Origin of the sequence: Stenotrophomonas sp. EMP41 (genome assembly GCF_047495535.1) — a bacterium.
Lineage (GTDB): Bacteria > Pseudomonadota > Gammaproteobacteria > Xanthomonadales > Xanthomonadaceae > Stenotrophomonas > Stenotrophomonas sepilia.
Genome location: NZ_CP179923.1, coordinates 4,286,787 through 4,301,159, shown reverse-complemented (window position 1 = coordinate 4,301,159; position 14,373 = coordinate 4,286,787). Strand labels below are relative to the sequence as shown.

Here is a 14,373-nt window from a genome sequence, read left to right as displayed (position 1 = left end):
CCTGCTGGCGACCGTGGATCAGGGCGTCAGCACCCGCATGTGCAGCTCGACGGCGCGGTTGGCATACCGGTTGATGCGGCACGACTGAGCATCCAGCATCGGCCCCACATGGTCGCTGGAAGGTGCACAGCGCTTTTCGGTATCTGCAGCCCAGTTGGCCTGCTCATCCATCCAGCGGTCCTTGGCCGGGCCGTCGGGGCCGTCCATCAGTCGCGCGACCTGTGCTTCCAGCAGCGCCTTGTGGTGGGCGAGCTCGGCCGTATCGCAGGCTTCCAGCTGGTCGTCCATGCCGCGGGCGTCCTGCACGCAACGGGTGTATTCCGGACGCAGCGTTGCCTGGGTATACGAGGTATCCGGCGGCGCGCTCTGCGCCAGCAACTGGTCGGCACGGTTGGCAACACGGTACAGGCGGCATTCCTGCGCGCCCTGCAGCTGCTGCACGCTGCCGTTGGGAACATCGCGGCAATAACGGTCTGTATCGCTGCGCCAGCTCGCCTGGCTGGCCTGGAACGCCGTCTGGGCAGCGGCGTCGAGCCCGGCCAGCGCCTTGCTGGCCGCCGCTTCGAGACGCGCTTCCTGGTAGGCAAGTTCGTCCTTGCCGCAGGCCTGGAGCTTGCCTGCATCTTCCACCCCATCCACACACCAGCCATAGGCTGGGCGCAGGCGACCCTCGGAATAGGACGCATCCGGGTAGTGGGGGGATTCTGCCGATGCCGGGCCGGAAGGGGCTGTCGCCGATGCCGCAGCAATCGACGCGGGGGCCGCCGTTTCGGTCGATGCCTGGGAAGAAGGCGCCTGGCATGCGGTGAGCGCCAGGCACAGAGCCAGCACTTTCCAATACCCACAGCCGACGCCGACCCGCTCATTGCGCCCAAGCGCGCTCATTTCCTGCATTGCCTGCTTCTCCCTTGCGTGTCGCCAGCCGGTGCCGGCAGGGAGGGGCCGTCCATCGGCCCCATCACGCGGGCAATGCTACGACAGCGCCGGTTTCAGGTGCCTGACCGGATTCAGAATGCGTGCACCTCGTCGCAGAAGCAGGAAGCGTAAGCCTCAATGCCCGCCCGCGCGCCCGCCCACCTGTTCGATCAGCGTCTGGCTAGCCACATTGAGGCCCACCACCACCACCTCCGCCCGATGTGCGGCCAGTTTTTCCTGCGCACGCTCCAGCGCGGCCACGGCGGTCAGATCCCACAGATGGGCATCGCGCAGGTCAATCTGCACCTTCGGTGCTACGTGCTGGTAGTCAAACGCCGCGCCCAGCTGGCCGGCGGAAGCGAAGAACACCTGGCCACGTACGCGGTAGACCTGCGTGTCTCCGGCATCCTCGCACTGCACCTCCAGCATGCGGCCGACCTTGCGGGCGAAGAACAGCGCCGACAGCAGCACGCCACTGAGCACGCCCTTGGCCAGGTCGTGGGTGGCCACGGTGACCACCACGGTCAGCAACATCACCGCCGAGGAACTGCGCGGATGCGTGCGCAGGTCGCGCAGCGAGCGCCAGCTAAAAGTGCCGATGCTGACCATGATCATCACCGCCACCAGCGCAGCCATCGGGATCTGCCGCACCAGGTTGCTGCCGTACACCACCAGCACCAGCAGCAGCACACCGGCCACCAGGCAGGACAGGCGGCCGCGGCCACCAGACGTCACGTTGATGACCGACTGGCCGATCATCGCGCAGCCGGCCATGCCGCCGAGGAAACCGGTGACCGCGTTGGCCACGCCCTGGCCGACGCATTCGCGGTTGCGCTCGCTGGGCGTCTCGGTGATGTCCTCGACGATCTGCAGGGTCATCATCGATTCGAGCAGGCCGACCACGGCCAGCGTGGCCGACACCGGCAGCAGGATGCGCAGCGTTTCCCAGCTGAGCGGTACATCGGGGATGAGGAACTGCGGCAGGCTGTCCGGCAGCTGGCCCATGTCGCCAACACTGCGCACGTCCACGCCAAAGCCGATCACTACGGCGGTGAGCACGACGATTGCCACCAGCGGCGAAGGCACAGCGCGGGTGAGGCGCGGCAGCAGGTAGATGATCGCCAGTGCGGCGGCACACAGCACGTAGACGGTGGGGCCGCGGCCGATCAGTTCCGGCATCTGCGCCAGGAAGATCAGGATCGCCAACGCGTTGACGAAGCCGGTGATGACCGAGCGCGAGACGAATCGCATCAGCGACCCAAGCTTGAACACACCGGCCAGCACCTGCAGCAGGCCGGCCAGGATGCTGGCGGCGAACAGGTACTGCAGGCCATGGTCCTTGACCAGGTCGACCATCACCAGCGCCATTGCACCGGTGGCGGCGGAGATCATGCCCGGCCGGCCGCCAGCGATGGCGGTGACCACCGCGATGGAAAACGCGGCGTACAGGCCGACCTTGGGGTCGACGCCGGCGATGAGCGAGAAGGCGATGGCCTCGGGAATCAGGGCCAGGGCGACGACCATGCCGGACAGCAGATCACCACGGATGTTGCCGAGCCATTGCTGGCGCAGGGGGTAGGACGTTTGCATGGAAAAACTCCGCGCGCACGCGGGCGTGGCCGCGAGGCGCTGCAGTGGAAAGACACGGGATCCTGAGCCGGGCGGGCCGGCTGCCGAGGTGCGGCAAGGGTCAGGGTGGCGTGATCACTGCAGGCGGGAATCGGTACGTGGGAGGGACGCAGTCTACGGCACAGGGCTACCCGGGGACAGCGTCGGCAGGCCGCAACGGCAGCGGAGCATGGCTCCACTCTACAATCGGGGCATGGCCACTCACCGCCCACAGTTCTTCGACCCCGCAACCGAACAGGGCGTGCTGCGCCTGTCGATCGCCGCCTCACTGCTGCTGGCTGCGGCAGCGGTGGTGTTCGGCCTACTGGCCAATTCCTCGCTGATCATCTTCGACGGCATCTACGGCCTGATCGACGTGGTGATGACCTGGCTGTCGCTGCTGGTCGCGCGGCTGATCGCGCTTTCAACCAGCACCGACGCGCTGCAGTCGCGGCTCAACCAGCGCTTCACCATGGGCTTCTGGCACCTGGAGCCGATCGTGCTGGGGGTGAGCGGCACGCTGATGATCGGCGCGGCGCTGTATGCGCTGGTCAATGCGGTGGATGCGCTGATGTCCGGCGGCCGCCACATCGCGCTCGGTCCGGCCATCGCCTTCGCCGGGTTGTCGATCGTTGGCGAAGGTGCGCTGGCCGGGTTCATCCTGCGCGCCAACCGCCGCATCGGTTCGGAGTTCATCGCGCTGGACGCGAAGAACTGGGTGATCGCCGCCAGCATGTCGGCCTGCTATCTGCTGGCCTTCCTCGGCGGCGTGCTGGTGCAGGGCACCTCGCTGGCCTGGGTCGGGCCGTACATCGACCCAGCCATCCTTGCCTTTGTCTGCGTGCTGGTGATGATCGCCCCGCTCGGCACCGTGCGCCGGGCGCTGGCCGGCATCCTGCTGGTCACCCCGCCGGAGCTGCAGGCGCATGTGGATGCGGTGGCACGCGGGATCGTGGCCAGGCACGGCTTCGTCGAGCACCGCAGTTACGTGGCGCAGGTGGGGCGTGGCGAACAGATCGAACTGTTCTTCGTGGTGCCGGAAGACGACCCGCCGCGGCCCTTGGTGGAATGGGACCGGCTGCGCGACGAGATCGGCGACGCGCTGGGCGAGGCTTCGCCGGACCGCTGGCTGACCATCATGTTCACCACCGACCGCGAGTGGACGATCTAGGCCGGCAGGACGATCGATCAAGTTTTTCGTACGCGTTGCAACCCAACGTACGCGGAAAGCGGGCAAAGTAGGCTCCAACGCAACACCCACCCACTGACCAGGAGCATCCCGATGTCCATCGAAAAGGTTCTGTACACCGCCCAGGCCACGTCCACCGGCGGCCGCGAAGGCCGTTCCGTCTCCTCCGACAACGTGCTGGACATCCAGCTGTCGACCCCGCGCGAGCTGGGCGGCGCCGGCGGCCCGGGCACCAACCCGGAACAACTGTTCGCCGCCGGCTACTCGGCCTGCTTCCTGGGCGCACTGAAGTTCGTGGCCGGCCAGGCCAAGGTCGCGCTGCCGGCCGACACCACCGTCACCGGCAAGGTCGGCATCGGCCAGATCCCGACCGGCTTCGGCATCGAGGCCGAGCTGACCATCAACGTGCCGGGCGTGCCGCGCGAGCAGGTGGAAGAACTGGTGCAGAAGGCGCACATCGTGTGCCCGTACTCCAACGCCACCCGCGGCAACATTGATGTAACGCTGATCGTTGCCTGATGCGGTGCTGCCGGCCAGCGGCCGGCAAGACCCGCGCGCGGTGCAAAAAAAATGGGCGGATGCCGGTCGAAACCGGGCATCCGCCCATCCCACCTCGGGTGGCCCCCAGCACGTGGCCGGGGACGCATTCGCTGCGGCGCGCATCCATCCTTCTGGAGAAGAGCCCCCTTGTTGTTCAAGGGGGCGCGCCAACGGCGCGGGGATAAGGTGGAATGCGCGGACCAGCGACCAGTTACTGGTCGCTGGTGATCAGCTGCACGACGCTGGAGAAATCCAGTTTGCCGCGGCCGGCCTGATGGTTCATCGAGTACAGGTTGCGCGCCACTTCGCCCAGTGGGATCGAGGCGCCGACGCTCATCGCCGCTTCCACCGCCAGGCCCATGTCCTTCAGCATCAGATCGCTGCCGAAGCCACCGCTGTAGCCGCGCGAGGCCGGCGCATTCTCCAGCACGCCCGGCCACGGGTTGCACACTTCGGTGGCCCAGCTGCGGCCGGTGCTGACCGCCATCATCTGCGACAGCACCTTCGGGTCCAGCCCGTGCGCCACGCCGAGGGCGATGGCTTCGCCGGTCACCGCCATGATCACGCCCAGCGCCATGTTGTTGCACAGCTTGGCGACCTGGCCGGCACCGCTGGCGCCGACATGGAAGATGTTCTTGCCCATCGCCTGCAGCACCGGGCGGGCGCGTTCCAGCGCGTCCTCTTCGCCACCGACAATGAAGGTCAGGGTGCCGGCCTGGGCACCGGCGGTACCGCCGGAGACCGGTGCGTCGATCATCTGCAGGCCACGCGCGGCGGCCGCTTCCGAGACCTTGCGGGCACTGGCCGGTGCGATCGTGCTGCAGTCGATGACCAGTGCACCGGCGGGGATTGCGGCAAGAATGCCGTCGTCGCCCAGGTACACGCCTTCGACGTGGCGGCTGGCCGGCAGCATCGAGATCACCACTTCGGCATCGGCCAGGGTGTCGCGTGCCGACGACGCCGCGCTTGCACCGGCATCGACGGCGGCCTGCACCGCGGCCGGCACCAGATCGAACACGCGCACGCTGTGGCCGATCTTGACCAGATTGGCGGCCATCGGGCCACCCATGTTGCCCAACCCGATGAATGCAATGCGGCTCATGCAAGGCTCCTTTCAACAAGGGGAGTGCCCAGGTCGGCCAGCGGATGCGCGGCATCGGCCCAGGGGGAAGCAAAGAAGGTGTCGGACCACGCGCAGGTGGCCTCGGCCAGGGTGGCCGGGTTCCACTGCGGATTACGGTCCTTGTCGATCAGCAGCGCGCGGATGCCTTCGGCGAAATCACCATGGGCGGCGCAATGCAGGGCGACGATGTACTCCAGGCGGTAGATCGCGGCGAGATCCTGGCCGGCACTGCGGCGTTGCAGCTCGTACGCCAACCGTGCTGACCCCGGTGCACCGGCGGCGAGGGTTTTCTGTGCCGCCTGCAACCACGCATCATCGGTCTGCAGGCCGGCAATGCGCGCGACAATGGCTTCAAGGTCATCGCCTTCGCACAACGCATCGACCTGCGCCGCGTTGGCCAGCAGCGGACCGGTGGCGGCATCGCTGGCATGCGACTGCAGCAGATGGGTCAGGCGTTCGTGGTTGTGTGCGGGGTCACTGGACCAGGCCACCTGCAGCAGCGCATCGAACACCGCACTGCGGCGCTCTTCGGGCACATGTACATCGGCCAGGCCAGCGTAGATGGCATCGCCCGGGTTGAGCAGCGCCCCGGTCAGCGCCAGGAACAGCCCACCCTTGCCCGGCACGCGCGGCAGCAGCCAGCTGCCACCGACATCAGGGAACAGGCCGACGGTGATTTCCGGGAAGGCCAGCTTGGAGCGCTCGCTGACCACACGATGGCTGGCGCCGGACATCAGACCGATACCGCCGCCCATCACGATGCCGTGGCCCCAGCACAGGATCGGCTTGGTATAGGTGTGAATGAGGTAATCAACGCGGTACTCGACGTCGAAGAACTCGGCGGCATAGGCGTTTTCGCGGATGTCGCTGCGGCCGGCCTCACGGAAGGCGACCATGGCCTTGTACAGGCTGTGCAGGTCGCCGCCGGCGCAGAACGCCTTTTCGCCGGCACCCTGCAGCACCACCATGGCGATGCCGTCGTCGTCGGCCCAGGCGTTCAACTGCGCCAGCAGCAGGTGTGCCATCGGCAGCGAGAAGCCATTGAGCGTGCGCGGCGCGTTGAGCGTGGCGATGCCGATGCGCATGCCGTTACCGGCCACGCGCTCCTCGAACAGCACCGGTGCGTCGTCGGCAGCGGTGTCGGTGCTCATGCGTTCTTCCACTGCGCGGCGCGCTTTTCCAGGAAGGCAGTCACGCCTTCGACCTGGTCAGCGGTGTCGAACAGGTCGACGAAGGCTTCGCGCTCGGCCACCAGCGCCGAGGCGTGGGTGCCGGTGCGGGTGGCCTGTACCAGGGTCTTGCAGGCGGCGATGCTGGTCGGGCTCTGCTTGCCGGCCTTTTTCGCCCATTCCAGCGCCAGTGCCTTGGCTTCGCCCTTGCCGACCTTTTCTTCGACCAGGCCGATGCGCAGCGCGGTCTCGGCGTTGATGCGCTCACCCAGCAGGATCATGCGCTTGGCCCAGCCCTCGCCGACCAGGCGCGGCAGGTTCTGGGTGCCACCGGCGCACGGCAGCAGGCCGACGGTGGCCTCCGGCAGCGCGACCTGGGCGTGCTCTTCGATGATGCGCAGGTCGCAGGCCAGTGCGCATTCCAGGCCTCCGCCCATGGCGTAGCCGTTGATCGCGGCGATCGACACGCCACGGAAACCGGACAGCGCCTCGAAGGCTTCACCGAAGCGGCGCGCGGCCTCACGTGCGGCGGCCTTGTCGCCAGAGGCGAACTGGTTGAGATCGGCACCGGCGGAGAAGAACTTCTCGCCGTCACCGGTGATCACCAGTGCGTAGACGTCACGGTCTGCGTTGAGCGCGCCGACCAGGTCGCGCAGCGCCGACAGGCTGTGCACGGTCCAGGTATGCGCCGGCGGGTTGTTCAGGGTGACCACGGCGGTGTGGCCATCGACCTCGACCTTCAGGCCCACGTGCTCCTGGGTACGCCAATCCTTCATCGCAGTTCCTCTTCGGTGTTGAGCAGGTGGCGGGCAACGATCACCCGCATGATCTCGTTGGTGCCTTCCAGGATCTGGTGCACGCGGCAGTCACGCAGCAGGCGCTCGATCGGGTACTCGCGGATGTAGCCGTAGCCACCATGGATCTGCAGCGCTTCGTTGCAGACGTTGAAGCCCGCATCGGTAGCAAAACGCTTGGCCATCGCGCACCACACGTTGGCATCGCTGGCACCGGCATCGAGCTTGCGCGCGGCGGTGTGCACCATCTGCCGCGCGGCCACCAGCTGGGTGACCATGTCGGCCAGCTTGAACTGCAGCGCCTGGAACTCGGCCAGCGCCTTGCCGAACTGGCGGCGCTCGCCCATGTAGCGGCGCGCGGCATCCAGCGCGCCCTGCGCGGCACCCAGCGAGCAGGCGGCAATATTGATGCGGCCACCATCAAGCCCCTTCATCGCCAGCTTGAAGCCGCCGCCTTCCTCTCCCAGAAGGTGGCTGGCCGGCACGCGGACGTTTTCGAAGGTGATGCCGCGGGTGGGCTGGCTGTTCCAGCCCATCTTCTCTTCCTTGCGGCCGAAGCTGATGCCTGGCAGGTCCGACGGCACCGCGATCGCGCTGACACCGCCGGCACCAGCACCGCCGGTACGCGCCATCACCACCAGCAGTTCGGTGGCCCCGGCGCCGGAAATGAAGGCCTTCGAGCCGTTCAGCACGAAATGGTCGCCCTCACGCACGGCGGTGGTCTTCAGCGAGGCCGCATCGGAACCGGCGCCCGGCTCGGTCAGGCAGTACGAGGCCAGCTTGTTGCCCGAGGACAGGTCGCTGCCCCAGGCGTCGCGCAGGGCCGGCTGGCCCCACGTGGACACCATCCACGAGGCCATGTTGTGGATGCTGATGTAGGCCGCAGTCGACGGATCGACGTTGGCGAGCTCCTCGATGACGACGGCGGCGTCCAGGCGGCTCAGGCCGCTGCCGCCCACTTCCGGGTCCATGTACAGACCGCAGAAGCCCAGTTCACCGGCCTTGGCGATCGCCTCGCGCGGAAAGATGCCCTCCGCATCCCATCGCGCGGCGTGCGGCGCCAGTTCGGCCAGTGCGAAGTCGCGCGCAGCCTCGCGGTACGCCTGCTGTGCTTCGTCCAGTTCCGTCGTCATCGAGTGGCTCATGGCTGCTCCTGCGCTTACTTCAGGCTGATCGTGGTGTTGACGCCGTGGCTCAGCGTCTCGTCGTCGAACCAGCGCGCGGTGACCGTCTTGGTCTGGGTGTAGAACAGCACCACCTGCTTGCCGTACGGGCCCAGGTCGCCCAGCTTGGAGGCGCGCGAACCGGTGAACGAGAACAGCGGCACCGGCACCGGGATCGGCACGTTGATGCCGACCTGGCCGACGTCGATGTCTTCCTGGAACTTGCGCGCGGCCGCGCCGGACTGGGTGAACAGTGCGGTGCCGTTGCCGTTCGGGTTGCTGTTGACCATCGCGATGGCGTCTTCCAGCGTCTCCGCTTCGAGGATGACCAGCACCGGCCCGAAGATTTCTTCCTGGTAGATGCGCATGTCGGTGGTGACACCGGCAAAGATGGTCGGGCCGACGAAGTTGCCCTTCTCGAAGCCATCGACCTGCGGCTTGCGGCCATCGAGCACCAGCTTGGCGCCCTGCTCCACGCCCGAGGCGATCAGGCCTTCCACGCGCTCGCGGGCGCTGCAGGAAATGACCGGGCCGACGTCGGTACCGGACACGGTGCCGGCGCTGACCTTCAACGTCTTGGCCTTTTCGACCAGGTCCTGCACCCAGTTGCGCGCCTCACCGACCAGCACCAGGGTGGAGGCGGCCATGCAGCGCTGGCCCGCGGCACCGAAGGCGGCACCGACCATCGCGTTGAGGGTCTGTTCCTTGTTGGCGTCCGGCAGCACCACGGCGTGGTTCTTGGCGCCCATCATGCACTGCACGCGCTTGCCGGCCAGCGAGGCGCGGTTGTAGACGTGGGTACCGACGCGGGTGGAACCGACGAACGACACGGCCTTGATGTCCGGGTGGTCGCAGATCGCGTTGACCACGTCCTCGCCACCGTGGACGACGTTCAGCACGCCCTTCGGAATGCCGGCTTCCAGCGCCAGTTCAACCAGGCGCATGGTGACCATCGGGTCCTGCTCGGACGGCTTGAGGATGAAGGTGTTGCCCGTTGCAATCGCCATCGGGAACATCCACAGCGGGATCATCGCCGGGAAGTTGAACGGGGTAATGCCGGCGCACACGCCCAGCGGCTGCATGATCGTGTAGGTATCCACGCCATTGGCCACGTTGTTGGCCAGCTCGCCCAGCTGCAGGTTGCCGATGGCGGCGGCGTGCTCGACCACTTCCAGGCCGCGGAACACATCGCCTTCGGCGTCGGGCAGGGTCTTGCCCTGTTCGGCGGTGAGGATGTGGGCCAGCTCGCTCATGTTCTCGCGGATCAGCTGCTGGTACTTCAGGAAGATGCGCGCGCGGGTGCCGATCGGGGTCTTGCGCCAGGTCTTGAAGGCTTCCTTGGCGGCGGCGACGGCGGCGTCCACTTCGCCGGTGGTGGCGAACGGCACCTTGGCCAGCACGTCCTGGGTGGCCGGATTGATCACGTCCTGCCAGTGGGAGGTGGCCGATTCAACGAACTGGCCATCGATCAGCATGCGGATACGGGGCGCTGCAACAGTCATGACGACAATCCCACGGGGTGCGAAAGATGCTTGGCATTATTCACAGCACCCGTCTCGATTTCTGGGCTGAATCCGCTTAATCTGGCCAACACGCCCCACGATTCCTGTTAATTCTGTGAATCTCTCAGCTCCCCAGCGGCAACTCGGCCTGCGCCTGCTGCGGCTGCGCGAACAGCGCGGCTACAGCCAGGTTGACCTGGCGCGTGCGCTGGGGCTGTCGGCCAGCTACCTGAACCAGATCGAGCGCAACAAGCGCCCACTCACACCAGCGGTGCAGAAGAAGCTGGGCGAGGTATTGGGCGACGTTTCCGCACTGTTCGACGAGGATGAACCCGCCGCGCTGCAGGAAGCGCTGGGCGAGACCCTGCGCGACCTGGGCCTGGCCGAAGTCAGCGCGACCGAACTGCGCGCCCTGGCGGGCAACCTGCCGCAGGTCAGCCGCGCGCTGCTGGACCTGCATCGCCGCCATCTGGCACTGCGCGAACATGCCGCCGCGCTGGAGTTCCAACTGGGCGAGCCCGGCGCCGGCAGCACCCTGCCCGCCGGTGACCAGGTGCGTGAGTTCTTCAACCGCATGCACAACCACATTCCCGAACTGGACGAGCTGGCCGAACGCCTGTTCGCCGAGTGGGGGCTGTCGCCCGGGCATGTGGCGCCACGCCTGCGCCAGCTGCTGGCCGACCGCCACGGCGTGCTGGTGGAAGTGGCCGCGCTGCAGGCCGGGCGCGAGAAGCGCCAGTACGACGCCGGCACGCGCCGGTTGTGGCTACCCGATTATCTGGAACCGGGCCAGCAGGCGTTCCAGATGGCCGCCGAACTGGCCCTGCACGGCTACCTGCCGCAGATCGATGCGGTGGTGGCGCGTGCCGGCTTCACCGATGACGCACGCATCGCGCAGGCGCGGGTGGGTCTTTCGAACTACTTCGCCGGCGCGCTGGTCATGCCCTACATGCGCTTCCTGCGTGCGGCCGAGGCCAGCAGCTACGACATCGAACTGCTGGCGCACCAGTTCGGCGTCGGCTTCGAGGCGGTCTGCCACCGGCTGAGCACGCTGGCACGGCGCAGTGCGCCCGGCCTGCCGTTCTTCTTCATCCGCGTGGACCGCGCGGGCAACGTATCCAAGCGCCATTCGGCCACCGATTTCCACTTCTCGCAGGTGGGCGGTTCGTGCCCGCTGTGGATCGTCTACGAAGCGTTCAACCAGCCCGGTCGCATCCTTACCCAGACCGCGCGCATGCCCGACGGGCGCCGCCATTTCTGGCTGGCGCGGCAGGTCAGCAGTGGCCCGGTCGGGCATGGCCAGCCCCGCAAGACCTTCGCGGTGGCGCTGGGCTGCGATCTGCAGCATGCCGAGCGACTGGTGTATTCACTGGGGCTGGATGTGCAGAGCCCGGGCAACTCGGTATCGATCGGACCGGGTTGCCGGGTGTGCCCACGCGAGGACTGCATGCAGCGCGCGTTCGCGCAGCTGCCGGGGAGGTAGGGGGGTTTGCAGGGCTGCGCCCTGCACCTGCGGTAGTGCCGGCCGCTGGCCGGCAACCTCAAAAGCAGAAGCGGGCATTCCGGGAGATGGCGGGGTGGATCCGGTTGCAGGGGACGCTGCAAGTACCCCTCCGGGGCCCGGCCCAGCCGCTGGCGGCTGTGCGTTCGGGCGCTTGCGAAGCAGTGCTTCGCAAGCAAAGCGCCCTCACCCATGTAAGCCCGGTCGCCGCTTGCTCGTGTGCGCTGTCCTGCGCACACGGCAAGACCGGGGTTGGGCGTCCTGCCCAACCCGCCCGAGGCACGCCTCGGGCCCATGCGGCTCACGCCCCTGCAACCGGACCCACCCCACCTTCGACAGTTTCCGCGGCTGTTGGAACGGCACGGGGTCAGATCCCGTTGCCACGCAACGGGCTCTGACCCCATTAGGTGCCAACCCTGGTTGGCGCGTTCTAGTCCCAGAACACGGTCAGTACGCGGTGGCCTCCCGAGGGCACGGGTGCGTCGATGTGTTGGCCGTACGGCCAGCCTTCGCCCACGCCGTCGCACTCCAGACCCTGCAGCCAGCCTTCCACGGTCTCGACGTCGGCACTGGTCAGCACGTGCACGTTCTCCGCGGCAGGCCATTCGCTGTCGTCGTCCAGTGCGCTGCCCCAGTCCTGGTGCAGCCCCACGTAGACACCTTCCACTTCGGGCTTTTCGGCAATCGCAGCGAGGCGTGCGTACAGCTCGGCAATCGGCGGGCGGCCGTAGCCCCACTGGTTCGGTGCAATGCACTCTTCGAAATCGTTCCCTTCGAAGTACGCGGCCAGTGGCACAACCGGCAGGTGCTCCGGGTCGCGGATATCGAGGCGTTCAAGCAGATCCAGCAGTTCCTGACGGGCAGACATCCAAAACTCCTTGCAGCGAGACGCGCAATTGTATCGGCGCCGATCAGTAGATCGGCGTCACCTTCATCTGCGGCAGCGGGCGCGGTGCGCCATCGGTCAGGTCCGGGCCCAGGTCTTCCCAGGTTCGGCCCTGCTCGACCATCTGCGCCCACAGCTGCTGCGAGCCGCGACGCTTGTCTTCCGAGCCCAGCTTGTACGACGGCGGTGCCGGCTCGCCACGGGCAACCATCGAGTACGCCGCGCGGTAGGCCAGCACCTGCTGCGCCGGGTCGTCGGTACGCGCCACTTCCAGTGTGTAGCGCTGGTAGGCCGAGGCCAGGTTGCGCCAGCGGATCCAGTAGTGGTTCCCGAACGAGAACGAACAGAAGCGCGCGCCCGCCAGGCTGCCCTTGTCGGCGATGCGGGTCAGCACCTCCTGCGGCATGTCCAGGTTCATGCCACCCTCGTCGCCCTGCAGGCTCACGTGCACGATGCGGTCGCGATAACCCGGTGCGCGCGCCTGCAGCAGGTCGCGCCAGTTCTGCATGGTCGCCACGACGGCGAACAGGAAGCGCCCCAGTTCGGCTGCGGCCAGCGGCGTGGCAATGGACTGGTAATGCCGTTGCCAACCGTGGCGGTTTTCGGTGGGCAGGAACACGGCACGTTCCAGCGCCTGTCGGCCATCACTGCCGCGACCCACGTCTTCGGCATGCTGCGGGTAGACCAGGTTGATGGCGAAGGTCGGCCAGCGCGGTAGCGCGGCATCAAACAGATGGATCGGGAAGTTGCTGCTGATGCCGCCATCGGAGAACCAGCAGATGCGGAACGCGGTGATCACAGGGCCGCAGGTCTGCCCGGCGCTGGTCAGCCCTTCCATGCTGTCGGCCACGTTGTGCTCCGGGTCGGCTGCCGGCGCGGTCGGTTCGCAGCGGCGTTCGCGGCGCGAGGGCTCATGCAGCGGCACCGCGCTGATCAGCAGCGGGAAGCTCAGGCTCATGCGCGTGGCCACCAGCACCGGCAGCTTCGGGCCCTGCGGCAAGTGGTAGTACCGGCGCCCTTCCACCTCCAGCGGCGGACCGGCTTGCGTCACCAGCCACTGCACCACGCTGGCGGGAAACAGCTGCTCGAACTCCTCGCGCAGGAACCAGAACTGCGCGCCGCCCAGCGGCAGTGTGCGCGGCTCGTTGTGCGACACGCAGGTGGTGATCATCTGCAGGCTGATCGCATGCGGGCTGTCCGGCTCGCCGGCATAGCGCGGCGCGTCGTGCAGGTCGGCAAAGGTCAGCGGTGCATCCAGCGGCTTGCCGGACAACTGCTGCAGGCACTCGTGCAGCCACTCGGTCAACGCCGGCTTGCGTGCATCACGGCCGAGGCCGCTGCACAGGCCCAGCAGGTTGCGCCGCGCCACCCGCGCCACCCGCAGCGCGGCTCCGGCCACGCCTGCACCGTAGGCGCACAGCAGCGACGGCAGCAGCGTCGCGGCCACGCCGCTCCAGCCCCCGCCCCACCAGCCCAGGCCGAGCAGCAGCGCCAGCGACACCAGCACTTCCAGCGGCGCGATCTCGAATACCGCCACCGCCAGGCACAGCAGCTTGTGCGGCAAGCTGGCATTGCCGGTCAGCACCACCAGCAGCCGATAGGCCGCGCGCGCGCCCCGCGCCGGTTGGAACAGGCTGTAGATGAACCCCCGCCGCGACAACTGCGCCGACACTGCCGACAGCCCGCCATAACCGGCATCACCGGGCAGGTGCTCGCCGGCCTGCTGGCGGCGATCACCGCATGCCGCCGCAGCCGCCACCGCCGCAGCGATGGCGCCGGCAGAGGTGCCGCCAATGCTCTTGAACCGGTACTCGCGTGCCAGCGCCAGTACCGCATTGGGGTACACGATGCCGCTGGTGATGCCGCCTTTCATGACCAGATCGCAGTACTTGTCCGCCACCGTCTTGCCCCCGAGCATGCCGTCCGCCGCGTGGATGCCAGTATGGCGCAGCGGCTTCTCAGGGCCTGAGAACACCACCGCAG

12 protein-coding genes are annotated in these 14,373 nt (G+C 67.6%); 3 read left to right on the top strand and 9 right to left on the bottom strand.

The genetic code is table 11. From position 1 onward, the window contains the following. Positions 1–18 precede the first annotated feature (18 nt). On the bottom strand, positions 19–630 hold the full coding sequence (locus tag ACMGRF_RS19635) for a lysozyme inhibitor LprI family protein (protein WP_180879418.1): 612 nt from the start codon (positions 628–630) through the stop codon (positions 19–21). Between the two features lie 420 nt (positions 631–1,050). After that, positions 1,051–2,505, bottom strand: coding sequence for a SulP family inorganic anion transporter (locus ACMGRF_RS19630; protein ID WP_414485505.1), 1,455 nt, complete (start codon positions 2,503–2,505; stop codon positions 1,051–1,053). 208 nt (positions 2,506–2,713) lie between these two features. On the opposite strand from ACMGRF_RS19630, the gene ACMGRF_RS19625 reads away from it, so the two are divergent. Further along, positions 2,714–3,694: a cation diffusion facilitator family transporter gene (locus ACMGRF_RS19625; protein WP_099488069.1), complete on the top strand. Its 981-nt coding sequence runs from the start codon at positions 2,714–2,716 to the stop codon at positions 3,692–3,694. A gap of 111 nt (positions 3,695–3,805) precedes the next feature. Further along, positions 3,806–4,231, top strand: coding sequence for an organic hydroperoxide resistance protein (locus ACMGRF_RS19620; RefSeq protein ID WP_004153735.1), 426 nt, complete (start codon positions 3,806–3,808; stop codon positions 4,229–4,231). A 232-nt stretch (positions 4,232–4,463) separates the two neighbouring features. Here ACMGRF_RS19620 and mmsB read toward each other — a convergent pair whose 3' ends face one another. From mmsB to ACMGRF_RS19595, 5 genes are read right to left on the bottom strand one after another with little or no spacing between them, the layout of a single operon-like run. Continuing rightward, the gene (mmsB, locus tag ACMGRF_RS19615) at positions 4,464–5,354 is read right to left on the bottom strand and encodes a 3-hydroxyisobutyrate dehydrogenase (protein ID WP_414485504.1); all 891 of its coding nucleotides are present in this window, start codon (positions 5,352–5,354) and stop codon (positions 4,464–4,466) included. Further along, positions 5,351–6,526 carry an enoyl-CoA hydratase/isomerase family protein gene (locus ACMGRF_RS19610; protein ID WP_414485503.1) on the bottom strand — a complete coding sequence of 392 codons (1,176 nt, stop codon included), beginning with the start codon at positions 6,524–6,526 and terminating at the stop codon, positions 5,351–5,353. The genes mmsB and ACMGRF_RS19610 overlap by 4 nt, the downstream gene beginning before the upstream one ends. After that, entirely contained in the window at positions 6,523–7,320 is a 798-nt protein-coding gene (locus ACMGRF_RS19605) for an enoyl-CoA hydratase (RefSeq protein ID WP_049438560.1), read from the bottom strand. The genes ACMGRF_RS19610 and ACMGRF_RS19605 overlap by 4 nt, the downstream gene beginning before the upstream one ends. Continuing rightward, the gene (locus tag ACMGRF_RS19600) at positions 7,317–8,483 is read right to left on the bottom strand and encodes an acyl-CoA dehydrogenase family protein (protein WP_049412613.1); all 1,167 of its coding nucleotides are present in this window, start codon (positions 8,481–8,483) and stop codon (positions 7,317–7,319) included. Before ACMGRF_RS19600 ends, ACMGRF_RS19605 begins: the two co-directional genes overlap by 4 nt. A 14-nt stretch (positions 8,484–8,497) precedes the next feature. Then, entirely contained in the window at positions 8,498–10,003 is a 1,506-nt protein-coding gene (locus ACMGRF_RS19595; protein WP_049412616.1) for a CoA-acylating methylmalonate-semialdehyde dehydrogenase, read from the bottom strand. A gap of 115 nt (positions 10,004–10,118) precedes the next feature. Between ACMGRF_RS19595 and ACMGRF_RS19590 the strand changes: the two genes are divergently transcribed. Then, a complete protein-coding gene (locus ACMGRF_RS19590; RefSeq protein ID WP_049412618.1) occupies positions 10,119–11,486 on the top strand; it encodes a helix-turn-helix domain-containing protein in 1,368 nt (455 codons plus the stop codon). Between the two features lie 448 nt (positions 11,487–11,934). On the opposite strand, the gene ACMGRF_RS19585 is transcribed toward ACMGRF_RS19590, so the two are convergent. Both ACMGRF_RS19585 and ACMGRF_RS19580 read right to left on the bottom strand, forming a co-directional pair. Next, positions 11,935–12,372 carry a hypothetical protein gene (locus tag ACMGRF_RS19585; RefSeq protein ID WP_263467849.1) on the bottom strand — a complete coding sequence of 146 codons (438 nt, stop codon included), beginning with the start codon at positions 12,370–12,372 and terminating at the stop codon, positions 11,935–11,937. A gap of 43 nt (positions 12,373–12,415) precedes the next feature. After that, complete coding sequence (locus ACMGRF_RS19580) at positions 12,416–14,308, bottom strand: patatin-like phospholipase family protein (RefSeq protein WP_049415821.1); 1,893 nt, start codon at positions 14,306–14,308, stop codon at positions 12,416–12,418. Between the last annotated feature and the right edge of the window lie 65 nt (positions 14,309–14,373).